37 protein-coding genes are annotated in these 19,604 nt (G+C 49.9%); 34 read left to right on the forward strand and 3 right to left on the reverse strand.

Going from position 1 to position 19,604, the window contains the following annotated elements; all coding sequences use genetic code 11:
- The 3 genes from tuf to bfr form a co-directional block, all read left to right on the forward strand.
- A partial coding sequence (tuf, locus tag OGY13_RS15525; protein WP_063942044.1) for an elongation factor Tu occupies positions 1-1,050 on the forward strand: 1,050 nt, incomplete at its 5' end.
- 185 nt (positions 1,051-1,235) lie between these two features.
- Positions 1,236-1,430 carry a bacterioferritin-associated ferredoxin gene (bfd, locus tag OGY13_RS15530; RefSeq protein ID WP_003031111.1) on the forward strand — a complete coding sequence of 65 codons (195 nt, stop codon included), beginning with the start codon at positions 1,236-1,238 and terminating at the stop codon, positions 1,428-1,430.
- Between the two features lie 71 nt (positions 1,431-1,501).
- A complete protein-coding gene (bfr, locus tag OGY13_RS15535; RefSeq protein ID WP_003827773.1) occupies positions 1,502-1,978 on the forward strand; it encodes a bacterioferritin in 477 nt (158 codons plus the stop codon).
- On the opposite strand, the gene OGY13_RS15540 is transcribed toward bfr, so the two are convergent.
- Positions 1,975-2,442: a prepilin peptidase gene (locus tag OGY13_RS15540; RefSeq protein WP_057067314.1), complete on the reverse strand. Its 468-nt coding sequence runs from the start codon at positions 2,440-2,442 to the stop codon at positions 1,975-1,977. The two genes, bfr and OGY13_RS15540, sit on opposite strands and share 4 nt — an antisense overlap.
- Positions 2,443-2,821: 379 nt before the next feature.
- Here OGY13_RS15540 and rpsJ point away from each other — a divergent pair, with 379 nt between their 5' ends.
- The 31 genes from rpsJ (at position 2,822) to arfA (ending at position 17,659) form a co-directional block, all read left to right on the forward strand.
- The gene (gene rpsJ, locus OGY13_RS15545; RefSeq protein ID WP_001181005.1) at positions 2,822-3,133 is read left to right on the forward strand and encodes a 30S ribosomal protein S10; all 312 of its coding nucleotides are present in this window, start codon (positions 2,822-2,824) and stop codon (positions 3,131-3,133) included.
- Between the two features lie 32 nt (positions 3,134-3,165).
- Positions 3,166-3,795: a 50S ribosomal protein L3 gene (gene rplC / locus OGY13_RS15550; RefSeq protein WP_003031117.1), complete on the forward strand. Its 630-nt coding sequence runs from the start codon at positions 3,166-3,168 to the stop codon at positions 3,793-3,795.
- Between the two features lie 10 nt (positions 3,796-3,805).
- Positions 3,806-4,411, forward strand: a complete 606-nt coding sequence (rplD, locus tag OGY13_RS15555) for a 50S ribosomal protein L4 (protein WP_003031119.1) — start codon at positions 3,806-3,808, stop codon at positions 4,409-4,411.
- Positions 4,408-4,710: a 50S ribosomal protein L23 gene (gene rplW / locus OGY13_RS15560; RefSeq protein ID WP_000617546.1), complete on the forward strand. Its 303-nt coding sequence runs from the start codon at positions 4,408-4,410 to the stop codon at positions 4,708-4,710. The genes rplD and rplW overlap by 4 nt, the downstream gene beginning before the upstream one ends.
- A 17-nt stretch (positions 4,711-4,727) precedes the next feature.
- A complete protein-coding gene (gene rplB / locus OGY13_RS15565) occupies positions 4,728-5,549 on the forward strand; it encodes a 50S ribosomal protein L2 (RefSeq protein WP_000301869.1) in 822 nt (273 codons plus the stop codon).
- 16 nt (positions 5,550-5,565) lie between these two features.
- Positions 5,566-5,844, forward strand: a complete 279-nt coding sequence (gene rpsS, locus OGY13_RS15570) for a 30S ribosomal protein S19 (RefSeq protein WP_001138115.1) — start codon at positions 5,566-5,568, stop codon at positions 5,842-5,844.
- Between the two features lie 14 nt (positions 5,845-5,858).
- A complete protein-coding gene (gene rplV, locus OGY13_RS15575; RefSeq protein ID WP_000448832.1) occupies positions 5,859-6,191 on the forward strand; it encodes a 50S ribosomal protein L22 in 333 nt (110 codons plus the stop codon).
- A gap of 17 nt (positions 6,192-6,208) precedes the next feature.
- Positions 6,209-6,910: a 30S ribosomal protein S3 gene (gene rpsC / locus OGY13_RS15580; RefSeq protein WP_000529945.1), complete on the forward strand. Its 702-nt coding sequence runs from the start codon at positions 6,209-6,211 to the stop codon at positions 6,908-6,910.
- Positions 6,911-6,922: 12 nt separating this feature from the next.
- Positions 6,923-7,333 (forward strand): 50S ribosomal protein L16, encoded by a 411-nt coding sequence (gene rplP / locus OGY13_RS15585; protein ID WP_000941208.1) that lies wholly within the window; start codon positions 6,923-6,925, stop codon positions 7,331-7,333.
- Positions 7,333-7,524 carry a 50S ribosomal protein L29 gene (rpmC, locus tag OGY13_RS15590; protein ID WP_000644742.1) on the forward strand — a complete coding sequence of 64 codons (192 nt, stop codon included), beginning with the start codon at positions 7,333-7,335 and terminating at the stop codon, positions 7,522-7,524. Before rplP ends, rpmC begins: the two co-directional genes overlap by 1 nt.
- Entirely contained in the window at positions 7,524-7,778 is a 255-nt protein-coding gene (rpsQ, locus tag OGY13_RS15595) for a 30S ribosomal protein S17 (RefSeq protein WP_003031120.1), read from the forward strand. The genes rpmC and rpsQ overlap by 1 nt, the downstream gene beginning before the upstream one ends.
- A gap of 163 nt (positions 7,779-7,941) precedes the next feature.
- Positions 7,942-8,313 carry a 50S ribosomal protein L14 gene (gene rplN, locus OGY13_RS15600; protein ID WP_000613954.1) on the forward strand — a complete coding sequence of 124 codons (372 nt, stop codon included), beginning with the start codon at positions 7,942-7,944 and terminating at the stop codon, positions 8,311-8,313.
- A gap of 10 nt (positions 8,314-8,323) precedes the next feature.
- A complete protein-coding gene (rplX, locus tag OGY13_RS15605) occupies positions 8,324-8,638 on the forward strand; it encodes a 50S ribosomal protein L24 (RefSeq protein ID WP_003031122.1) in 315 nt (104 codons plus the stop codon).
- 14 nt (positions 8,639-8,652) lie between these two features.
- Positions 8,653-9,192, forward strand: coding sequence for a 50S ribosomal protein L5 (rplE, locus tag OGY13_RS15610; RefSeq protein WP_003031123.1), 540 nt, complete (start codon positions 8,653-8,655; stop codon positions 9,190-9,192).
- A gap of 14 nt (positions 9,193-9,206) precedes the next feature.
- Positions 9,207-9,512, forward strand: a complete 306-nt coding sequence (gene rpsN / locus OGY13_RS15615; protein ID WP_003031125.1) for a 30S ribosomal protein S14 — start codon at positions 9,207-9,209, stop codon at positions 9,510-9,512.
- Positions 9,513-9,542: 30 nt separating this feature from the next.
- Positions 9,543-9,935, forward strand: coding sequence for a 30S ribosomal protein S8 (gene rpsH / locus OGY13_RS15620; RefSeq protein ID WP_003031127.1), 393 nt, complete (start codon positions 9,543-9,545; stop codon positions 9,933-9,935).
- A 12-nt stretch (positions 9,936-9,947) separates the two neighbouring features.
- Positions 9,948-10,481: a 50S ribosomal protein L6 gene (rplF, locus tag OGY13_RS15625; RefSeq protein ID WP_003031129.1), complete on the forward strand. Its 534-nt coding sequence runs from the start codon at positions 9,948-9,950 to the stop codon at positions 10,479-10,481.
- 9 nt (positions 10,482-10,490) lie between these two features.
- Positions 10,491-10,844: a 50S ribosomal protein L18 gene (gene rplR / locus OGY13_RS15630; protein ID WP_000358960.1), complete on the forward strand. Its 354-nt coding sequence runs from the start codon at positions 10,491-10,493 to the stop codon at positions 10,842-10,844.
- A gap of 14 nt (positions 10,845-10,858) precedes the next feature.
- Positions 10,859-11,362 (forward strand): 30S ribosomal protein S5, encoded by a 504-nt coding sequence (gene rpsE / locus OGY13_RS15635; RefSeq protein WP_003031131.1) that lies wholly within the window; start codon positions 10,859-10,861, stop codon positions 11,360-11,362.
- A gap of 3 nt (positions 11,363-11,365) precedes the next feature.
- Positions 11,366-11,545, forward strand: coding sequence for a 50S ribosomal protein L30 (gene rpmD, locus OGY13_RS15640; protein WP_001140434.1), 180 nt, complete (start codon positions 11,366-11,368; stop codon positions 11,543-11,545).
- A gap of 3 nt (positions 11,546-11,548) precedes the next feature.
- The gene (gene rplO / locus OGY13_RS15645; RefSeq protein ID WP_003031132.1) at positions 11,549-11,983 is read left to right on the forward strand and encodes a 50S ribosomal protein L15; all 435 of its coding nucleotides are present in this window, start codon (positions 11,549-11,551) and stop codon (positions 11,981-11,983) included.
- Positions 11,984-11,990: 7 nt separating this feature from the next.
- The gene (gene secY / locus OGY13_RS15650; protein ID WP_001118864.1) at positions 11,991-13,322 is read left to right on the forward strand and encodes a preprotein translocase subunit SecY; all 1,332 of its coding nucleotides are present in this window, start codon (positions 11,991-11,993) and stop codon (positions 13,320-13,322) included.
- A gap of 30 nt (positions 13,323-13,352) precedes the next feature.
- On the forward strand, positions 13,353-13,469 hold the full coding sequence (gene rpmJ, locus OGY13_RS15655) for a 50S ribosomal protein L36 (protein WP_000868187.1): 117 nt from the start codon (positions 13,353-13,355) through the stop codon (positions 13,467-13,469).
- A 146-nt stretch (positions 13,470-13,615) separates the two neighbouring features.
- Entirely contained in the window at positions 13,616-13,972 is a 357-nt protein-coding gene (gene rpsM, locus OGY13_RS15660; RefSeq protein ID WP_003031135.1) for a 30S ribosomal protein S13, read from the forward strand.
- A 16-nt stretch (positions 13,973-13,988) separates the two neighbouring features.
- Entirely contained in the window at positions 13,989-14,378 is a 390-nt protein-coding gene (gene rpsK / locus OGY13_RS15665; RefSeq protein WP_003031137.1) for a 30S ribosomal protein S11, read from the forward strand.
- Between the two features lie 33 nt (positions 14,379-14,411).
- A complete protein-coding gene (gene rpsD, locus OGY13_RS15670; protein WP_003031138.1) occupies positions 14,412-15,032 on the forward strand; it encodes a 30S ribosomal protein S4 in 621 nt (206 codons plus the stop codon).
- Positions 15,033-15,057: 25 nt separating this feature from the next.
- Positions 15,058-16,047 (forward strand): DNA-directed RNA polymerase subunit alpha, encoded by a 990-nt coding sequence (locus OGY13_RS15675; RefSeq protein WP_003031139.1) that lies wholly within the window; start codon positions 15,058-15,060, stop codon positions 16,045-16,047.
- A gap of 40 nt (positions 16,048-16,087) precedes the next feature.
- The gene (gene rplQ / locus OGY13_RS15680) at positions 16,088-16,471 is read left to right on the forward strand and encodes a 50S ribosomal protein L17 (RefSeq protein WP_001216370.1); all 384 of its coding nucleotides are present in this window, start codon (positions 16,088-16,090) and stop codon (positions 16,469-16,471) included.
- A 107-nt stretch (positions 16,472-16,578) separates the two neighbouring features.
- Positions 16,579-16,947, forward strand: a complete 369-nt coding sequence (locus OGY13_RS15685) for a DnaJ family domain-containing protein (RefSeq protein ID WP_003845236.1) — start codon at positions 16,579-16,581, stop codon at positions 16,945-16,947.
- A 10-nt stretch (positions 16,948-16,957) separates the two neighbouring features.
- Entirely contained in the window at positions 16,958-17,383 is a 426-nt protein-coding gene (zntR, locus tag OGY13_RS15690) for a Zn(2+)-responsive transcriptional regulator (protein ID WP_003031145.1), read from the forward strand.
- 57 nt (positions 17,384-17,440) lie between these two features.
- Positions 17,441-17,659: an alternative ribosome-rescue factor ArfA gene (arfA, locus tag OGY13_RS15695; protein ID WP_003828276.1), complete on the forward strand. Its 219-nt coding sequence runs from the start codon at positions 17,441-17,443 to the stop codon at positions 17,657-17,659.
- On the opposite strand, the gene mscL is transcribed toward arfA, so the two are convergent.
- Together mscL and trkA are read right to left on the reverse strand one after the other, a co-directional pair.
- The gene (gene mscL, locus OGY13_RS15700; RefSeq protein ID WP_003031152.1) at positions 17,656-18,069 is read right to left on the reverse strand and encodes a large-conductance mechanosensitive channel protein MscL; all 414 of its coding nucleotides are present in this window, start codon (positions 18,067-18,069) and stop codon (positions 17,656-17,658) included. The two genes, arfA and mscL, sit on opposite strands and share 4 nt — an antisense overlap.
- Before the next feature lie 141 nt (positions 18,070-18,210).
- Positions 18,211-19,587, reverse strand: coding sequence for a Trk system potassium transporter TrkA (gene trkA, locus OGY13_RS15705; RefSeq protein ID WP_003031153.1), 1,377 nt, complete (start codon positions 19,585-19,587; stop codon positions 18,211-18,213).
- Positions 19,588-19,604 lie beyond the last annotated feature (17 nt).

Raw genomic sequence — 19,604 nt, forward strand, 5'->3', positions numbered from 1 at the left:
GCATTCGACCAGATCGATAACGCGCCGGAAGAAAAAGCTCGTGGTATCACCATCAACACTTCTCACGTTGAATATGACACCCCGACTCGCCACTACGCACACGTAGACTGCCCGGGCCACGCCGACTATGTTAAAAACATGATCACCGGTGCTGCGCAGATGGACGGCGCGATCCTGGTTGTTGCTGCGACTGACGGCCCGATGCCGCAGACTCGTGAGCACATCCTGCTGGGTCGTCAGGTAGGCGTTCCGTACATCATCGTGTTCCTGAACAAATGCGACATGGTTGATGACGAAGAGCTGCTGGAACTGGTAGAAATGGAAGTCCGTGAACTTCTGTCTCAGTACGATTTCCCGGGCGACGACACTCCGATCGTTCGTGGTTCTGCTCTGAAAGCGCTGGAAGGCGAAGCAGAGTGGGAAGCGAAAATCATCGAACTGGCTGGCTTCCTGGATTCTTACATCCCAGAACCAGAGCGTGCGATTGACAAACCGTTCCTGCTGCCTATCGAAGACGTATTCTCCATCTCCGGTCGTGGTACCGTTGTTACCGGTCGTGTAGAGCGCGGTATCATCAAAGTTGGTGAAGAAGTTGAAATCGTTGGTATCAAAGAGACTGCTAAGTCTACCTGTACTGGCGTTGAAATGTTCCGCAAACTGCTGGACGAAGGCCGTGCTGGTGAGAACGTTGGTGTTCTGCTGCGTGGTATCAAACGTGAAGAAATCGAACGTGGTCAGGTACTGGCTAAGCCGGGCTCTATCAAGCCGCACACCAAGTTCGAATCTGAAGTGTACATTCTGTCCAAAGACGAAGGCGGCCGTCATACTCCGTTCTTCAAAGGCTACCGTCCGCAGTTCTACTTCCGTACTACTGACGTGACTGGTACCATCGAACTGCCGGAAGGCGTAGAGATGGTAATGCCGGGCGACAACATCAAAATGGTTGTTACCCTGATCCACCCGATCGCGATGGACGACGGTCTGCGTTTCGCAATCCGTGAAGGCGGCCGTACTGTTGGTGCGGGCGTTGTTGCTAAAGTAATGAGCTAATTATTGATTAATTAGCTTTGAGCTTAAAAAGGGCGCTTCGGCGCCCTTTTTGCTACCTGCAATTTAGTCGTTGTCATATTTATTCGCATTTTTTATTCATTCTCCCGCTGCGTAAATCGCGTTGTGCTATTGTAATCATAACTATTCTCATTTACACTTTGCGCAGAAATTGAACGGGAGCGATCATGTACGTTTGTTTGTGTAATGCGATAAGTGATAAAAAAATACGTCAGGCTGTTCGCCAGTTTCATCCTCAGTCTTTTCAGCAATTACGTAAATTTATTCCTGTTGGAAATCAATGCGGTAAGTGCATTCGTGCTGCCCGCGAAGTCATGCAGGATGAATTAACGCAAATGCCAGAATTTAAAGAGATCGCCTAAGTCACACTCTTTTTTTTGACATCCCTGTAGCCCCATCTACGCTCTAAGAGTGGAAGCGGAGGGACTATAAAATGAAAGGTGATGTTAAAATCATAAATTATCTCAATAAACTATTGGGAAATGAGCTTGTCGCGATCAACCAGTATTTTCTCCATGCTCGTATGTTTAAAAACTGGGGACTGACTCGCCTCAATGATGTTGAGTACCATGAATCTATCGATGAGATGAAACACGCTGATAAATATATCGAGCGTATTTTATTCTTAGAAGGGATCCCGAACTTGCAGGATCTTGGCAAGTTGGGTATTGGCGAAGACGTTGAAGAGATGCTGCAATCCGATCTTCGACTCGAACTCGATGGTGCTAAAGACTTACGTGAAGCCATTGCCTATGCCGATAGCGTTCATGATTATGTCAGCCGGGATATGATGATTGAGATCCTGACTGAAGAAGAAGGGCATATTGACTGGCTCGAAACCGAGCTGGACCTGATTGCAAAACTTGGCTTACAAAATTATCTGCAATCGCAAATTAAAGTCAGTGACTAACCGCCCTGTATCATACTTACCAGGCCAATAACAAAACCCGCAGCCGCCAGATATGGCCCAAATGGCAGCGGGTTTTTTAGTACCTGTTTCCCGTAACGGACGCAGGAAATCCCGGTGAGGCAACATGCCATACCCGCGGCAAGTAAAACCAAAAGTGGTAATGATTCCCAGCAATGCCATGCGCCTAGCGCGGCAAGAAATTTGACATCACCAAAGCCTAACCCTTCCTGTCGACATATCAAACGATACCCCCAGTAGAACAAAGCAAATACCCCATAGCCCGCTACAGCACCCCAAAGCGCGTCGGATAACTGTGCAGGTCTGCAGCATTGATGATAAATAAGACCGCCCCACAAAAGAGGGCAGGTAAATTTGTCGGGCAGTAACCCGGTACGTAGGTCATGGACTAAGAGCAACCCTGATAGCGAAACATAAATCAACAGAAAGGGGAGGTCGATGTACATGGGCAAGCCTTATCTGGTAAAGAGTTTACCTTCAGGTAAACCCGGCGGCCCTACAAGCCCGGGATGTGGGTTATGGATGCTCTCTTCCACGGAAAACGCGTTGCACCACAGGACATACAATCAGAGTGGAAGGAGCGCCGCATTTGTGAACGAGTGATTAATTTCTACGCGGCACTTGCTTAAGACTGAGATTTACGTATAATGCGCGGGCTTGTCTAATATTGACAGCGGTTCGATATGAGCCACCGGTACTGCGAAAGCAATACCAGACAATGTTCCCAATCGGGGAACTCTGTAAGAACGGTTACACTCTCCCATCAATCGTAATGGGTTTGAGGAGTAACTATTTCGTCTATAAAATAATTGGAGCTCTGGTCTCATGCAGAACCAAAGAATCCGTATCCGTTTGAAAGCGTTTGATCATCGTCTGATCGATCAATCAACCGCGGAAATCGTCGAGACTGCCAAGCGCACTGGTGCGCAGGTTCGTGGTCCGATCCCGCTGCCGACCCGCAAAGAGCGTTTCACCGTTCTGATCTCCCCGCACGTCAACAAAGACGCGCGTGATCAGTACGAGATCCGTACTCACAAGCGTCTGGTTGACATCGTTGAGCCAACTGAAAAAACCGTTGATGCTCTGATGCGTCTGGACCTGGCTGCCGGTGTAGACGTGCAGATCAGCCTGGGTTAATCAGGTCATCGAGCGATTGAGAGGTTGATACAATGATTGGTTTAGTCGGTAAAAAAGTGGGTATGACCCGCATCTTCACTGAAGATGGCGTATCTATCCCAGTAACCGTTATCGAAGTTGAAGCAAACCGCGTTACTCAGGTTAAAGATCTGGCTAACGATGGCTATCGCGCTGTTCAGGTTACCACCGGTGCTAAAAAAGCTAACCGTGTAACTAAGCCGGAAGCTGGCCACTTTGCTAAAGCTGGCGTAGAAGCTGGCCGCGGCCTGTGGGAATTCCGTCTGGCAGATGGTGAAGAATACACCGTTGGTCAGAACATTAGCGTTGAACTGTTTGCTGACGTTAAAAAAGTTGACGTAACCGGTACCTCTAAAGGTAAAGGTTTCGCTGGTACCGTTAAGCGCTGGAACTTCCGTACCCAGGACGCTACTCACGGTAACTCCTTGTCTCACCGCGTTCCGGGTTCTATCGGTCAGAACCAGACTCCGGGCAAAGTGTTCAAAGGCAAGAAAATGGCAGGTCAGCTGGGCAACGAACGTGTAACCGTTCAGAGCCTGGACGTAGTACGTGTTGACGCTGAGCGCAACCTGCTGCTGGTTAAAGGTGGTGTTCCGGGTGCGACCGGTTGCGACCTGATCGTTAAACCAGCTGTGAAGGCGTAAGGGGATAGCAATGGAATTAGTATTGAAAGACGCGCAGAGCGCGCTGACTGTTTCCGAAACTACCTTCGGTCGTGATTTCAACGAAGCGCTGGTTCACCAGGTTGTTGTTGCTTATGCAGCTGGTGCTCGTCAGGGTACTCGTGCTCAGAAGACTCGTGCTGAAGTAACTGGTTCAGGCAAAAAGCCGTGGCGCCAGAAAGGTACCGGCCGTGCGCGTTCAGGTTCTATCAAGAGCCCGATCTGGCGTTCAGGTGGCGTGACCTTCGCTGCTCGTCCACAGGACCACAGTCAAAAAGTTAACAAAAAGATGTACCGCGGCGCGCTGAAAAGCATTCTGTCCGAACTGGTACGTCAGGATCGTCTGATCGTTGTCGAATCATTCTCTGTAGAAGCGCCTAAAACTAAGCTGCTGGCACAGAAACTGAAAGACATGGCTCTGGAAGATGTGCTGATCATCACCGGTGAGCTGGACGAAAACCTGTTCCTGGCTGCGCGCAACCTGCACAAGGTTGACGTACGCGATGCAACTGGTATCGACCCGGTTAGCCTGATCGCCTTCGACAAAGTCGTAATGACTGCTGATGCTGTTAAGCAAGTTGAGGAGATGCTGGCATGATTCGTGAAGAACGTCTGCTGAAAGTGCTGCGCGCACCGCACGTTTCTGAAAAAGCGTCTACTGCGATGGAAAAAACTAACACCATCGTTCTCAAAGTTGCTAAAGACGCGACCAAAGCAGAAATCAAAGCTGCTGTGCAGAAACTGTTTGAAGTCGAAGTCGAAGTCGTTAACACCCTGGTAGTTAAAGGGAAAGTTAAACGTCACGGACAGCGTATCGGTCGTCGTAGCGACTGGAAAAAAGCTTACGTCACCCTGAAGGAAGGCCAGAATCTGGACTTCGTCGGCGGCGCTGAGTAAGTCGGAGGAGTAATACAATGGCAGTTGTTAAATGTAAACCGACATCTCCGGGTCGTCGCCACGTTGTTAAAGTGGTCAACCCAGAGCTGCACAAGGGCAAACCTTTTGCTCCGCTGGTTGAAAAAAACAGCAAATCCGGTGGTCGTAACAACAATGGCCGCATCACCACTCGTCACATCGGTGGTGGTCACAAGCAGGCTTATCGTATTGTTGACTTCAAACGCAACAAAGACGGTATCCCGGCAGTTGTTGAACGTCTTGAGTACGATCCGAACCGCTCCGCGAACATCGCGCTGGTTCTGTACAAAGACGGTGAACGCCGTTACATCCTGGCCCCTAAAGGCCTGAAAGCTGGCGACCAGATTCAGTCTGGCGTTGATGCTGCAATCAAAGCAGGTAACACCCTGCCGATGCGCAATATCCCGGTTGGTTCTACCGTTCATAACGTAGAAATGAAACCAGGTAAAGGCGGTCAGCTGGCACGTTCCGCTGGTACTTACGTTCAGATCGTTGCTCGTGATGGTGCTTATGTCACCCTGCGTCTGCGTTCTGGTGAAATGCGTAAAGTCGAAGCAGACTGCCGTGCAACTCTGGGCGAAGTTGGCAATGCTGAGCATATGCTGCGCGTTCTGGGTAAAGCAGGTGCTGCACGCTGGCGTGGTGTTCGTCCTACCGTTCGCGGTACTGCGATGAACCCAGTCGACCACCCACATGGTGGTGGTGAAGGTCGTAACTTTGGTAAGCACCCGGTAACTCCGTGGGGCGTTCAGACCAAAGGTAAGAAGACCCGCAGCAACAAGCGTACTGATAAATTCATCGTACGTCGCCGTAGCAAATAATTTTAGAGGATAAGCCATGCCACGTTCTCTCAAGAAAGGTCCTTTTATTGACCTGCACTTGCTGAAGAAGGTAGAGAAAGCGGTGGAAAGCGGAGACAAGAAGCCCCTGCGCACTTGGTCCCGTCGTTCAACGATCTTTCCTAACATGATCGGTTTGACCATCGCTGTCCATAATGGTCGTCAGCACGTTCCGGTATTTGTTTCCGACGAAATGGTCGGTCACAAACTGGGTGAATTCGCACCGACTCGTACTTATCGCGGCCACGCTGCTGATAAAAAAGCGAAGAAGAAATAAGGTAGGAGGAAGAGATGGAAACTTTAGCTCAACATCGCCATGCTCGTTCTTCTGCTCAGAAGGTTCGCCTTGTTGCAGACCTGATTCGCGGTAAGAAAGTGTCGCAGGCTCTGGATATTCTGACCTACACCAATAAGAAAGCGGCTGTACTGGTTAAGAAAGTCCTGGAATCTGCCATTGCTAACGCTGAACACAACGATGGCGCTGACATTGACGATCTGAAAGTTACGAAAATTTTCGTAGACGAAGGCCCGAGCATGAAGCGCATTATGCCGCGTGCAAAAGGTCGTGCAGATCGCATCCTGAAGCGCACCAGCCACATTACTGTGGTTGTGTCCGATCGCTGAGACTCTGGAGACTAGCAATGGGTCAGAAAGTACATCCTAATGGTATTCGCCTGGGTATTGTAAAACCATGGAACTCAACCTGGTTTGCGAACACCAAAGAATTCGCTGACAACCTGGACAGCGATTTTAAAGTACGTCAGTACCTGACTAAGGAACTGGCGAAAGCGTCTGTATCTCGTATCGTTATCGAGCGTCCGGCTAAGAGCATCCGTGTGACCATTCACACCGCTCGCCCGGGTATCGTTATCGGTAAGAAAGGCGAAGACGTAGAAAAACTGCGCAAAGTCGTAGCGGATATTGCTGGCGTTCCTGCTCAGATCAATATCGCCGAAGTGCGTAAGCCTGAACTGGACGCAAAATTGGTTGCTGACAGCATCACTTCTCAGCTGGAACGTCGTGTTATGTTCCGTCGTGCTATGAAGCGTGCTGTACAGAACGCAATGCGTCTGGGCGCTAAAGGTATCAAAGTTGAAGTTAGCGGCCGTCTGGGCGGCGCGGAAATCGCACGTACCGAATGGTACCGCGAAGGTCGCGTACCTCTGCACACTCTGCGTGCTGACATCGACTACAACACCTCTGAAGCGCACACCACTTACGGTGTAATCGGCGTTAAAGTGTGGATCTTCAAAGGCGAGATCCTGGGTGGTATGGCTGCTGTTGAACAACCGGAAAAACCGGCTGCGCAACCTAAAAAGCAGCAGCGTAAAGGCCGTAAATAAGGAGCGTCGCTGATGTTACAACCAAAGCGTACAAAATTCCGTAAAATGCACAAAGGCCGTAACCGCGGTCTGGCTGCTGGCGCGGATGTTAGCTTCGGCAGCTTCGGTCTGAAAGCTGTTGGCCGTGGTCGTCTGACTGCCCGTCAGATCGAAGCAGCACGTCGTGCTATGACCCGTGCAGTTAAGCGTCAAGGTAAGATCTGGATCCGTGTATTCCCGGACAAACCGATCACTGAAAAGCCGCTGGCAGTGCGTATGGGTAAAGGTAAAGGTAACGTGGAGTATTGGGTTGCCTTGATTCAGCCGGGTAAAGTCCTGTATGAAATGGACGGCGTACCGGAAGAGCTGGCCCGTGAAGCATTCAAGCTGGCAGCAGCGAAACTGCCGATTAAAACCACCTTTGTAACTAAGACGGTGATGTAATGAAAGCAAAAGAGCTGCGTGAGAAGAGTGTTGAAGAGCTGAACACCGAGCTGCTGAATCTGCTGCGTGAGCAGTTCAACCTGCGTATGCAGGCTGCAAGTGGCCAGCTGCAACAGTCTCACCTGTTGAAGCAAGTGCGTCGTGACGTCGCACGCGTTAAGACTTTACTGACTGAGAAGGCGGGTGCGTAATGACCGATAAAATCCGTACTCTGCAAGGTCGCGTTGTTAGCGATAAAATGGAGAAATCCATCGTTGTTGCTATCGAACGTTTTGTGAAACACCCGATCTACGGTAAATTCATTAAGCGTACGACCAAACTGCACGTACATGACGAGAACAACGAATGCGGTACTGGTGACGTGGTTGAAATCCGCGAATGCCGTCCGCTGTCCAAGACTAAGTCCTGGACGCTGGTTCGCGTTGTAGAGAAAGCCGTTCTGTAATACAGTAGGCATTCTCAACGAATAAACGGCTCAGCGATGAGCCGTTTATTTTTTCTACCCATATCGTTGAAGCGGTGTTATAATGCCGCGCCCCCGATATGGGGCTTTTTTAACGACCTGATTTTCGGGTCTCAGTAGTAGTTGACATTAGCGGAGCACTAAAATGATCCAAGAACAGACTATGCTGAACGTCGCCGACAACTCCGGTGCACGTCGCGTAATGTGTATCAAGGTTCTGGGTGGCTCGCACCGTCGCTACGCAGGCGTCGGCGATATCATCAAGATCACCATCAAGGAAGCAATTCCGCGTGGTAAGGTCAAAAAAGGTGATGTGCTGAAGGCGGTAGTGGTGCGCACCAAGAAGGGTGTTCGTCGCCCGGACGGTTCTGTCATTCGCTTCGATGGTAATGCATGCGTTATTTTAAACAATAACAGCGAGCAACCTATCGGTACGCGTATTTTTGGGCCGGTAACTCGTGAACTTCGTAACGAGAAGTTCATGAAAATTATCTCTCTGGCACCAGAAGTACTCTAAGGAGCGAATCATGGCAGCGAAGATCCGTCGTGATGACGAAGTTATCGTGTTAACCGGTAAAGATAAAGGTAAACGCGGTAAAGTTAAGAATGTCCTGTCTTCCGGCAAGGTCATTGTTGAAGGTATCAACCTGGTTAAGAAACATCAGAAGCCGGTTCCGGCCCTGAACCAACCAGGCGGCATTGTAGAGAAAGAAGCAGCTATTCAGATCTCTAACCTTGCTATCTTCAACGCGGCAACCGGCAAGGCTGACCGTGTAGGCTTTAGATTCGAAGACGGCAAAAAAGTCCGTTTCTTTAAATCTAACAGCGAAACTATCAAGTAATTTGGAGTAGTACGATGGCGAAACTGCATGATTACTACAAAGACGAAGTAGTCGCTAAACTCATGACTGAGTTTAACTACAATTCTGTCATGCAAGTCCCTCGGGTCGAGAAGATCACCCTGAACATGGGTGTTGGTGAAGCGATCGCTGACAAGAAACTGCTGGATAACGCAGCAGCTGACCTGACAGCAATCTCCGGTCAAAAACCGCTGATCACCAAAGCACGCAAATCAGTTGCAGGCTTCAAAATCCGTCAGGGCTATCCGATCGGCTGTAAAGTAACTCTGCGTGGCGAACGCATGTGGGAGTTCTTTGAGCGCCTGATCACTATTGCTGTTCCACGTATCCGTGACTTCCGTGGCTTGTCCGCTAAGTCTTTCGACGGTCGTGGTAACTACAGCATGGGTGTCCGTGAGCAGATCATCTTCCCAGAAATCGACTACGATAAAGTCGACCGCGTGCGTGGTTTGGATATTACCATTACCACTACTGCGAAATCTGATGAAGAAGGCCGTGCTCTGCTGGCTGCCTTTGACTTCCCGTTCCGCAAGTAAGGTAGGGTTACTGAATGGCTAAGCAATCAATGAAAGCACGCGAAGTAAAGCGCGTAGCTTTAGCTGATAAGTACTTCGCAAAACGCGCTGAACTGAAAGCTATTATCTCTGATGTGAACGCGACCGACGAAGATCGTTGGAACGCAGTTCTCAAGCTGCAGTCTCTGCCGCGTGATTCCAGCCCGTCCCGTCAGCGTAACCGCTGCCGTCAAACAGGTCGTCCGCATGGCTATGTGGGCAAGTTCGGGTTGAGCCGTATCAAACTGCGTGAAGCCGCCATGCGCGGTGAAGTACCAGGCTTGAAAAAGGCTAGCTGGTAATTACCAATTGAATCACGGGAGTAAAGACAGATGAGCATGCAAGATCCGATCGCGGATATGCTGACCCGTATCCGTAACGGTCAGGCCGCGAATAAAGCTGCGGTCACCATGCCTTCCTCCAAGCTGAAAGTGGCAATTGCCAACGTGCTGAAGGAAGAAGGTTTTATTGAAGATTTTAAAGTTGAAGGCGACACCAAGCCGGAACTGGAACTTACTCTCAAGTATTTCCAGGGTAAAGCTGTTGTAGAAAGCATTCAGCGTGTCAGTCGCCCAGGTCTGCGCATTTATAAGCGTAAAGACGAGCTGCCGAAAGTTATGGCTGGCATGGGTATCGCAGTTGTTTCTACCTCTAAAGGTGTTATGACTGATCGTGCAGCGCGCCAGGCTGGTCTTGGTGGCGAAATTATCTGCTACGTAGCCTAATCGGAGGAAAAAATGTCTCGTGTTGCTAAAGCACCGGTCGTTATTCCTGCCGGCGTTGATGTAAAAATCAACGGTCAGGTTATTACGATCAAAGGTAAAAACGGCGAGCTGACTCGTACTCTCAACGATGCTGTTGCAGTAAATCATGCAGATAATGCACTGACCTTCGGTCCGCGTGATGGTTACGCAGATGGATGGGCTCAGGCTGGTACCGCGCGTGCCCTGCTGAATGCAATGGTTGTCGGTGTTACCGAAGGCTTCACTAAGAAGCTTCAGCTGGTTGGTGTAGGTTATCGTGCAGCGGTTAAAGGGAATGTAGTAAACCTGGCTTTAGGTTTCTCTCACCCAGTTGACCATCAGCTGCCTGCGGGAATCACTGCAGAATGTCCGTCTCAGACTGAAATCGTGCTGAAAGGCGCTGATAAACAGCTGATCGGTCAGGTTGCAGCAGATCTGCGCGCCTACCGTCGTCCTGAGCCTTATAAAGGCAAGGGTGTTCGTTACGCCGACGAAGTCGTGCGTACCAAAGAGGCTAAGAAGAAGTAAGGTAACACTATGGATAAGAAATCTGCTCGTATCCGTCGTGCGACCCGCGCACGCCGCAAGCTCCAGGAGCTGGGTGCAACTCGCCTGGTGGTACATCGTACCCCGCGTCATATTTACGCACAGGTAATTGCACCGAACGGTTCTGAAGTTCTGGTAGCTGCTTCTACTGTAGAAAAAGCTATCGCTGAACAATTGAAGTACACCGGTAACAAAGACGCTGCTGCAGCTGTAGGTAAAGCTGTTGCTGAACGCGCTCTGGAAAAAGGCATCAAAGATGTTTCTTTTGACCGTTCCGGGTTCCAATATCATGGTCGTGTCCAGGCACTGGCAGATGCTGCCCGTGAAGCTGGCCTTCAGTTCTAAGGTAGAGGTGTAAGATGGCTCACATCGAAAAACAAGCTGGCGAACTGCAGGAAAAGCTGATCGCGGTTAACCGCGTATCTAAAACCGTTAAAGGTGGTCGTATTTTCTCCTTCACAGCTCTGACTGTAGTTGGTGATGGTAACGGTCGCGTTGGTTTTGGTTACGGTAAAGCGCGTGAAGTTCCAGCAGCGATCCAGAAAGCGATGGAAAAAGCCCGTCGCAATATGATTAACGTCGCGCTGAACCACGGCACCCTGCAGCACCCGGTTAAGGGTACTCACACGGGTTCTCGTGTATTCATGCAGCCGGCTTCCGAAGGTACCGGTATCATCGCCGGTGGTGCAATGCGCGCCGTTCTGGAAGTCGCTGGAGTTCGTAACGTTCTGGCTAAAGCGTATGGTTCCACTAACCCGATTAACGTGGTGCGTGCAACTATCGATGGCCTGGAAAATATGAAATCTCCGGAAATGGTCGCTGCCAAGCGTGGTAAATCCGTTGAAGAAATTCTGGGGAAATAAACCATGGCAAAGACTATTAAAATTACTCAAACCCGCAGTGCAATCGGTCGTCTGCCGAAACACAAGGCAACGCTGCTTGGCCTGGGTCTGCGTCGTATTGGTCACACCGTAGAGCGCGAGGATACTCCTGCTGTTCGTGGTATGGTCAACGCGGTTTCCTTCATGGTTAAAGTTGAGGAGTAAGAGATGCGTTTAAATACTCTGTCTCCGGCCGAAGGCTCTAAAAAAGCGGCTCGCCGCCTGGGTCGTGGTATCGGTTCTGGCCTCGGTAAAACCGGTGGTCGTGGTCACAAAGGTCAGAAGTCTCGTTCTGGCGGTGGCGTACGTCGCGGTTTCGAGGGTGGTCAGATGCCTCTGTACCGTCGTCTGCCGAAATTCGGCTTCACTTCACGTAAAGCAGCGATTACAGCCGAAGTTCGTCTGTCTGACCTGGCTAAAGTTGAAGGCGGTGTTGTAGACCTGAACACGCTGAAAGCAGCTAACATTATCGGTATCCAGATCGAGTTCGCGAAAGTGATCCTGGCTGGTGAAGTCACTACTCCGGTAACTGTTCGTGGCCTGCGTGTTACTAAAGGCGCTCGTGCTGCTATCGAAGCTGCTGGCGGTAAAATCGAGGAATAAGTAGCAGATGGCTAAACAACCGGGATTAGATTTTCAAAGTGCCAAAGGTGGCTTAGGCGAGCTGAAACGCAGACTGCTGTTTGTAATCGGCGCGCTGATTGTGTTCCGTATTGGCTCTTTCATTCCGATCCCTGGTATTGATGCCGCTGTACTTGCCAAACTGCTTGAGCAACAGCGAGGCACCATCATTGAAATGTTTAACATGTTCTCTGGTGGTGCTCTCAGCCGTGCTTCTATCTTTGCTCTGGGGATCATGCCGTATATTTCGGCGTCGATCATTATCCAGCTGCTGACGGTGGTTCATCCAACGCTGGCAGAAATTAAGAAAGAAGGGGAGTCTGGTCGTCGTAAGATCAGCCAGTACACCCGCTACGGTACTCTGGTGCTGGCAATATTCCAGTCGATCGGTATTGCTACCGGTCTGCCGAATATGCCTGGTATGCAGGGCCTGGTGATGAACCCAGGCTTTGCATTCTATTTCACCGCTGTTGTAAGTCTGGTTACAGGGACAATGTTCCTGATGTGGTTGGGCGAACAGATTACTGAACGTGGTATCGGCAACGGTATCTCAATCATTATCTTCGCCGGTATTGTCGCGGGACTCCCGCCAGCCATTGCCCATACTATCGAGCAAGCGCGTCAAGGCGACCTGCACTTCCTCGTGTTGCTGTTGGTTGCAGTATTAGTATTCGCAGTGACGTTCTTTGTTGTATTTGTTGAGCGTGGTCAACGCCGTATTGTGGTAAACTACGCAAAACGTCAGCAAGGTCGTCGTGTCTATGCTGCACAGAGCACACATTTACCGCTGAAAGTGAATATGGCGGGGGTAATCCCGGCAATCTTCGCTTCCAGTATTATTCTGTTCCCGGCGACCATCGCGTCATGGTTCGGGGGCGGGACTGGTTGGAACTGGCTGACAACAATTTCGCTGTATTTGCAGCCTGGGCAACCGCTTTATGTGTTACTCTATGCGTCTGCAATCATATTCTTCTGTTTCTTCTACACGGCGTTGGTTTTCAACCCGCGTGAAACAGCAGATAACCTGAAGAAGTCCGGTGCATTTGTACCAGGAATTCGTCCGGGAGAGCAAACGGCGAAGTATATCGATAAAGTAATGACCCGCCTGACTTTGGTTGGTGCGCTCTACATTACCTTTATCTGCCTGATCCCGGAGTTCATGCGTGATGCAATGAAAGTACCGTTCTACTTCGGTGGGACCTCACTGCTTATCGTTGTTGTCGTGATTATGGACTTTATGGCTCAAGTGCAAACTCTGATGATGTCAAGTCAGTACGAGTCTGCATTGAAGAAGGCGAATCTGAAAGGCTACGGCCGTTAACAGTCGCCCGAGAAGTTACGGAGAGTAAAAATGAAAGTTCGTGCTTCCGTCAAGAAATTATGCCGTAACTGCAAAATCGTTAAGCGTGATGGTGTCATCCGTGTGATTTGCAGTGCCGAGCCGAAGCATAAACAGCGCCAAGGCTGATTTATTCGCATATTTTTCTTGCAAAGTTGGGTTGAGCTGGCTAGATTAGCCAGCCAATCTTTTGTATGTCTGTGCGTTTCCATTTGAGTATCCTGAAAACGGGCTTTTCAGCATGGTGCGTACATATTAAATAGTAGGAGTGCATAGTGGCCCGTATAGCAGGCATTAACATTCCTGATCAGAAACATGCTGTGATCGCATTAACTTCGATCTACGGCGTCGGCAAGACCCGTTCTAAAGCCATTCTGGCTGCCGCGGGTATCGCTGAAGATGTTAAGATCAGTGAGCTGTCTGAAGAACAAATCGACACGCTGCGTGACGAAGTTGCCAAATTTGTCGTTGAAGGTGATCTGCGCCGTGAAGTTAGCATGAGCATCAAGCGCCTTATGGACCTTGGTTGCTATCGCGGTTTGCGTCATCGTCGTGGTCTCCCGGTTCGCGGTCAGCGTACCAAGACCAACGCACGTACCCGTAAGGGTCCGCGCAAACCGATCAAGAAATAATCGGGGTGATTGAATAATGGCAAAGGCACCAATTCGTGCACGTAAACGTGTAAGAAAACAAGTCTCTGACGGCGTGGCTCATATCCATGCTTCTTTTAACAACACCATCGTTACCATTACTGATCGTCAGGGTAACGCACTGGGTTGGGCAACAGCCGGTGGTTCCGGTTTCCGTGGTTCTCGCAAATCCACTCCGTTTGCAGCTCAGGTTGCAGCAGAGCGTTGCGCTGAAGCCGTAAAAGAATACGGTATCAAGAATCTGGAAGTTATGGTCAAAGGACCGGGTCCAGGTCGCGAATCTACTGTTCGTGCTCTGAACGCCGCTGGTTTCCGCATCACTAATATTACTGATGTGACTCCGATCCCTCATAACGGTTGTCGTCCGCCGAAAAAACGTCGCGTATAACGCTGTCGTTTCTAGGATTGTTGGAGAAAGAAAATGGCAAGATATTTGGGTCCTAAGCTCAAGCTGAGCCGTCGTGAGGGCACTGACTTATTCCTTAAGTCTGGCGTTCGCGCGATCGATACCAAGTGTAAAATTGAACAAGCTCCTGGCCAGCACGGTGCGCGTAAACCGCGTCTGTCTGACTATGGTGTGCAGTTGCGTGAAAAGCAAAAAGTTCGCCGTATCTACGGTGTGCTGGAGCGTCAGTTCCGTAACTACTACAAAGAAGCAGCACGTCTGAAAGGCAACACCGGTGAAAACCTGTTGGGTCTGCTGGAAGGTCGTCTGGACAACGTTGTATACCGTATGGGCTTCGGTGCCACTCGTGCAGAAGCACGTCAGCTGGTCAGCCATAAAGCAATTATGGTAAACGGTCGTGTTGTTAACATCGCTTCTTATCAGGTTAGTCCGAATGACGTTGTTAGCATTCGTGAGAAAGCGAAGAAGCAGTCTCGCGTGAAAGCCGCTCTGGAGCTGGCTGAGCAGCGTGAAAAGCCAACCTGGCTGGAAGTTGATGCTGGCAAGATGGAAGGTACGTTCAAGCGTAAGCCGGAGCGTTCTGATCTGTCTGCGGACATTAACGAACACCTGATCGTCGAGCTTTACTCCAAGTAAAGCTTAGTACCAAAGAGAGGACACAATGCAGGGTTCTGTGACAGAGTTTCTAAAACCGCGCCTGGTAGATATCGAGCAAGTGAGTTCGACGCACGCCAAGGTGACCCTTGAGCCTTTAGAGCGTGGCTTTGGCCATACTTTGGGTAACGCACTGCGCCGTATTCTGCTTTCATCGATGCCGGGTTGCGCGGTGACCGAGGTTGAGATTGATGGTGTACTACATGAGTACAGCACCAAAGAAGGCGTTCAGGAAGATATCCTGGAAATCCTGCTCAACCTGAAAGGGCTGGCGGTGAGAGTTCAGGGTAAAGATGACGTTATTCTTACCTTGAATAAATCTGGCATTGGCCCTGTGACTGCAGCCGACATTACCCATGATGGTGATGTCGAAATCGTCAAGCCACAGCACGTGATCTGCCACCTGACCGATGAGAATGCATCTATTAGCATGCGTATCAAAGTTCAGCGCGGTCGTGGTTATGTGCCGGCTTCTACCCGAATTCATTCGGAAGAAGATGAGCGCCCAATCGGCCGTCTGCTGGTCGACGCATGCTACAGCCCTGTAGAGCGTATTGCCTACAATGTTGAAGCAGCGCGTGTAGAACAGCGTACCGACCTGGACAAGCTGGTCATCGAAATGGAAACCAACGGCACAATCGATCCTGAAGAGGCGATTCGTCGTGCGGCAACCATTCTGGCTGAACAACTGGAAGCTTTCGTTGATTTACGTGATGTACGTCAGCCGGAAGTTAAAGAAGAGAAACCAGAATTCGATCCGATCCTGCTGCGCCCTGTTGACGATCTGGAATTGACTGTCCGCTCTGCTAACTGCCTCAAAGCAGAAGCTATCCACTATATCGGTGATCTGGTACAGCGTACTGAGGTTGAGCTTCTTAAGACGCCTAACCTTGGTAAAAAATCTCTTACCGAGATTAAAGACGTGCTGGCTTCCCGTGGACTGTCTCTGGGCATGCGCCTGGAAAACTGGCCACCGGCAAGCATCGCTGACGAGTAACCGGATCACAGGTTAAGGTTTTACTGAGAAGGATAAGGTCATGCGCCATCGTAAGAGTGGTCGTCAACTGAACCGCAACAGCAGCCATCGCCAGGCTATGTTCCGCAATATGGCAGGTTCACTGGTTCGTCATGAAATCATCAAGACGACTCTGCCGAAAGCGAAAGAGCTGCGTCGCGTAGTTGAGCCGCTGATTACTCTTGCCAAGACTGATAGCGTAGCTAATCGTCGTCTGGCATTCGCCCGTACTCGTGATAACGAGATCGTGGCAAAACTGTTTAACGAACTGGGCCCGCGTTTTGCGAGCCGCGCCGGTGGTTACACTCGCATTCTGAAGTGTGGTTTCCGTGCAGGCGACAACGCGCCGATGGCATACATCGAGCTGGTTGATCGTTCAGAGAAAACAGAAGCTGCTGCAGAGTAATCTGTAGTAACGTAAAAAAACCCGCCTCGGCGGGTTTTTTTATATCCGTCATATCCCCACTTATCTACAATATCTGTACTCTTTTTGTTCATCCCCTGGAGTGTTGTATGTGGTTACTTGACCAGTGGGCAGAGCGCCATATTATTGATGCACAGTCTAAAGGCGAGTTTGATGATTTACCGGGAACGGGCGAACCGCTGACTCTTGACGATGACTCCCATGTCCCGCCTGAACTCCGAGCCGGATACCGTTTATTAAAAAATGCAGGTTGCCTTCCTCCTGAGCTCGAGCAACGCAGAGAGGCAATACAGCTGCTTGAAATACTCGCGGGGATCCGCAAAGATGATCCCAGTTATCCTGAGGTGAGCCGAAGACTGTCGCTACTGGAACTTAAACTTCGGCAGGCTGGACTCAGCACCGAGTTTTTGCGCGGTGACTACGCAGATAAGCTGCTAAAAAAGATCAACGATGAATAGCGGAGAGAGCATGTACCGAATTGGTGAAATAGCGAAACTGGCTGACGTGACGCCGGATACTATCCGCTACTATGAAAAGCAGCAGATGATGGAGCATGAAGTGCGTACTGAAGGTGGATTTCGCCTCTATACAGAAAGCGATCTTCAGCGCTTGAAGTTTATTCGTTATGCCCGGCAGCTAGGTTTCACTCTGGAGTCGATCCGTGAATTGCTTTCGATCCGGGTTGATCCCGAACACCATACTTGTCAGGAATCAAAAGGGATCGTCCAGGAAAGACTGCAAGAAGTCGAAGCCCGCATTGCTGAACTTCAGACGATGCAGCGGTCACTGCAGCGATTGAATGATGCATGCTGCGGCAAGGCACACAGCAGCGTGTACTGCTCTATTCTTGAAGCTCTTGAGCAAGGCGCCAGCGGAACAACATCAGGCTGTTGATTTCTTGAACTGCCAGGTCTACACTCGCGGCGTAAATTACTACAAACTGGAGATAGTATGAGTCGTTATCAGCACACCAAAGGGCAGATAAAGGACAACGCCATTGAGGCGCTTCTGCATGACCCACTGTTCAGACAGCGCGTTGAGAAAAATAAGAAAGGGAAAGGAAGTTATCTGCGAAAAGGCAAACATGGCAATCGGGGTAACTGGGAGGCCAGTGGCAAGAAAGTAATTAACTTTTTTACCACTGGCCTTCTTGTTTCAGTGAGTGCTTAAGAGCGGTTATTCTGTTCTTTCAGCAGGTCACGAATTTCACTTAGCAATACTTCTTCTTTCGATGGAGCTGGCGGTGCTGCCGGCTCTTCCGCTTTTTTACGGTTCAGTTTGTTGATCAGTTTGATTGCCATAAAGATAGCAAACGCAACAATAATGAAATCGAATACATTCTGAATAAATACACCGTAATGCATGACCACGGCAGGGATGTCTCCCTGTGCATCACGTAGCGTTAAAGCAAACTGTTTAAAATCAATTCCACCAATTAACAGCCCCAGCGGCGGCATAATGATATCGGCAACCAGTGATGAAACAATCTTACCGAATGCCGCACCAATAATGACACCCACTGCCAAATCGACAACATTCCCGCGCATCGCGAATTCGCGAAACTCTTTAATAATGCTCATTTTATTCTCCCTATGCAGCTGACGTTTATAAGTTTAACAAATGTTTAGGCAATTTCCATTTATGTATTGCCGAAAGGAAAATTTATTAGACCATGAAAAATAAAGGGAAATAAAAAGGGCGCTGTATTAGCGCCCAAATTATTACAGGAAGAAAGGACTTGGCTGGAATAGTCGCTCGACGTCGGTAATAAACTTTTTATCTGTCAGGAACATAATTACGTGATCGCCCTGCTCAATGCGCAGGTTATCGTTGGCAATCATGACATCGTTACCACGTACAACGGCGCCAATAATGGTTCCGGGCGGAAGTTTAATTTCATCAATTGAACGCCCTACAACTCTCGACGTCGTTTCATCCCCGTGTGCGACGGCTTCAATGGCTTCCGCGACGCCACGGCGAAGTGAAGAAACGCCAACAATATCAGCTTTACGCACGTGGCTCAGCAGCGCGGAGATGGTCGCCTGCTGCGGTGAAATCGCAATATCGATCACGCTGCCTTGCACCAGATCGACGTATGCTCTGCGCTGGATCAACACCATTACTTTCTTGGCGCCCATCCGTTTGGCAAGCATCGCCGACATGATATTTGCTTCATCATCGTTGGTCACTGCGATGAACAGATCGACCTGATCGATATGTTCTTCGGCCAGTAACTCTTGATCCGAAGCATCACCAAAAAAGACGATCGTATTTTGTAGTTTCTCTGCAAGTTCGGATGCGCGTTGTTGATTACGTTCGATCAGTTTGACGCTGTAATCTTTTTCCAGACGACGTGCCAGACCAGCGCCGATATTACCGCCACCCACTAACATAATGCGTTTGTACGGCTTTTCCAGACGCTGCAGTTCGCTCATTACGGCGCGTATATGCTGTGATGCCGCAATAAAGAAGACTTCATCACCCGCTTCAACGATCGTAGAACCTTGCGGACGGATCGGTCGGTCATGACGGAAAATCGCCGCAACGCGGGTATCGATGTGCGGCATATGCTCACGCATTGTTGACAGCGCATTACCGATAAGCGGCCCGCCGTAATAGGCTTTTACTACTGCCAGACTGACTTTACCTTCGGCAAAATTCACCACCTGCAATGCGCCCGGATATTCAATCAGGCGATAAATGCTATCGATAACCAGTTGCTCAGGCGCAATCAGGTGATCGATTGGCACCGCATCGGATTGGAACAGCTTGTCGGCATCGCGAACGTAATCTGGTGAACGAATACGGGCGATGCGATTAGGCGTATTAAACAGTGAATAAGCTACCTGGCAGGCAACCATATTTGTTTCATCTGAGCTGGTTACGGCAACCAGCATATCGGCATCGTCGGCACCGGCTTCACGCAATACACGGGGATGCGAACCATGCCCTTGCACGACACGGAGATCAAACTTGTCCTGCAGGCTGCGCAGGCGTTCACCATTGGTATCGACTACCGTGATATCGTTGTTTTCTCCGACCAGGTTTTCAGCCAGCGTACCGCCAACTTGCCCTGCGCCCAGAATGATAATTTTCATCAGTCGCGACCCGTTAT

The organism is Citrobacter sp. Cpo045 (genome assembly GCF_030332875.1).
GTDB classification, from domain to species: Bacteria; Pseudomonadota; Gammaproteobacteria; order Enterobacterales; family Enterobacteriaceae; genus Citrobacter; species Citrobacter portucalensis.

Excerpts from the sequence above, each read along its gene's own strand:
- rpsQ (WP_003031120.1), top strand. The coding sequence starts at position 7,524 with ATGACCGATAAAATCCGTACTCTGCAAGGTCGCGTTGTTAGCGATAAA.
- rplV (WP_000448832.1), top strand. The coding sequence starts at position 5,859 with ATGGAAACTTTAGCTCAACATCGCCATGCTCGTTCTTCTGCTCAGAAG.
- rplP (WP_000941208.1), top strand. The coding sequence starts at position 6,923 with ATGTTACAACCAAAGCGTACAAAATTCCGTAAAATGCACAAAGGCCGT.
- arfA (WP_003828276.1), top strand. The coding sequence starts at position 17,441 with ATGAGTCGTTATCAGCACACCAAAGGGCAGATAAAGGACAACGCCATT.
- rplW (WP_000617546.1), top strand. The coding sequence starts at position 4,408 with ATGATTCGTGAAGAACGTCTGCTGAAAGTGCTGCGCGCACCGCACGTT.
- rplN (WP_000613954.1), top strand. The coding sequence starts at position 7,942 with ATGATCCAAGAACAGACTATGCTGAACGTCGCCGACAACTCCGGTGCA.
- secY (WP_001118864.1), top strand. The coding sequence starts at position 11,991 with ATGGCTAAACAACCGGGATTAGATTTTCAAAGTGCCAAAGGTGGCTTA.
- OGY13_RS15675 (WP_003031139.1), top strand. The coding sequence starts at position 15,058 with ATGCAGGGTTCTGTGACAGAGTTTCTAAAACCGCGCCTGGTAGATATC.
- rpmJ (WP_000868187.1), top strand. The coding sequence starts at position 13,353 with ATGAAAGTTCGTGCTTCCGTCAAGAAATTATGCCGTAACTGCAAAATC.
- rpmC (WP_000644742.1), top strand. The coding sequence starts at position 7,333 with ATGAAAGCAAAAGAGCTGCGTGAGAAGAGTGTTGAAGAGCTGAACACC.
- rplD (WP_003031119.1), top strand. The coding sequence starts at position 3,806 with ATGGAATTAGTATTGAAAGACGCGCAGAGCGCGCTGACTGTTTCCGAA.
- bfd (WP_003031111.1), top strand. The coding sequence starts at position 1,236 with ATGTACGTTTGTTTGTGTAATGCGATAAGTGATAAAAAAATACGTCAG.
- bfr (WP_003827773.1), top strand. The coding sequence starts at position 1,502 with ATGAAAGGTGATGTTAAAATCATAAATTATCTCAATAAACTATTGGGA.
- rplO (WP_003031132.1), top strand. The coding sequence starts at position 11,549 with ATGCGTTTAAATACTCTGTCTCCGGCCGAAGGCTCTAAAAAAGCGGCT.
- rpsN (WP_003031125.1), top strand. The coding sequence starts at position 9,207 with ATGGCTAAGCAATCAATGAAAGCACGCGAAGTAAAGCGCGTAGCTTTA.
- rplX (WP_003031122.1), top strand. The coding sequence starts at position 8,324 with ATGGCAGCGAAGATCCGTCGTGATGACGAAGTTATCGTGTTAACCGGT.
- mscL (WP_003031152.1), bottom strand. The coding sequence starts at position 18,069 with ATGAGCATTATTAAAGAGTTTCGCGAATTCGCGATGCGCGGGAATGTT.
- rplQ (WP_001216370.1), top strand. The coding sequence starts at position 16,088 with ATGCGCCATCGTAAGAGTGGTCGTCAACTGAACCGCAACAGCAGCCAT.
- rplF (WP_003031129.1), top strand. The coding sequence starts at position 9,948 with ATGTCTCGTGTTGCTAAAGCACCGGTCGTTATTCCTGCCGGCGTTGAT.
- rpsH (WP_003031127.1), top strand. The coding sequence starts at position 9,543 with ATGAGCATGCAAGATCCGATCGCGGATATGCTGACCCGTATCCGTAAC.
- rplB (WP_000301869.1), top strand. The coding sequence starts at position 4,728 with ATGGCAGTTGTTAAATGTAAACCGACATCTCCGGGTCGTCGCCACGTT.
- rpsE (WP_003031131.1), top strand. The coding sequence starts at position 10,859 with ATGGCTCACATCGAAAAACAAGCTGGCGAACTGCAGGAAAAGCTGATC.
- rpmD (WP_001140434.1), top strand. The coding sequence starts at position 11,366 with ATGGCAAAGACTATTAAAATTACTCAAACCCGCAGTGCAATCGGTCGT.
- rplE (WP_003031123.1), top strand. The coding sequence starts at position 8,653 with ATGGCGAAACTGCATGATTACTACAAAGACGAAGTAGTCGCTAAACTC.
- rpsS (WP_001138115.1), top strand. The coding sequence starts at position 5,566 with ATGCCACGTTCTCTCAAGAAAGGTCCTTTTATTGACCTGCACTTGCTG.
- OGY13_RS15540 (WP_057067314.1), bottom strand. The coding sequence starts at position 2,442 with ATGTACATCGACCTCCCCTTTCTGTTGATTTATGTTTCGCTATCAGGG.
- rpsC (WP_000529945.1), top strand. The coding sequence starts at position 6,209 with ATGGGTCAGAAAGTACATCCTAATGGTATTCGCCTGGGTATTGTAAAA.
- OGY13_RS15685 (WP_003845236.1), top strand. The coding sequence starts at position 16,579 with ATGTGGTTACTTGACCAGTGGGCAGAGCGCCATATTATTGATGCACAG.
- rpsD (WP_003031138.1), top strand. The coding sequence starts at position 14,412 with ATGGCAAGATATTTGGGTCCTAAGCTCAAGCTGAGCCGTCGTGAGGGC.
- rpsK (WP_003031137.1), top strand. The coding sequence starts at position 13,989 with ATGGCAAAGGCACCAATTCGTGCACGTAAACGTGTAAGAAAACAAGTC.
- rplC (WP_003031117.1), top strand. The coding sequence starts at position 3,166 with ATGATTGGTTTAGTCGGTAAAAAAGTGGGTATGACCCGCATCTTCACT.
- rpsJ (WP_001181005.1), top strand. The coding sequence starts at position 2,822 with ATGCAGAACCAAAGAATCCGTATCCGTTTGAAAGCGTTTGATCATCGT.
- zntR (WP_003031145.1), top strand. The coding sequence starts at position 16,958 with ATGTACCGAATTGGTGAAATAGCGAAACTGGCTGACGTGACGCCGGAT.
- trkA (WP_003031153.1), bottom strand. The coding sequence starts at position 19,587 with ATGAAAATTATCATTCTGGGCGCAGGGCAAGTTGGCGGTACGCTGGCT.
- rplR (WP_000358960.1), top strand. The coding sequence starts at position 10,491 with ATGGATAAGAAATCTGCTCGTATCCGTCGTGCGACCCGCGCACGCCGC.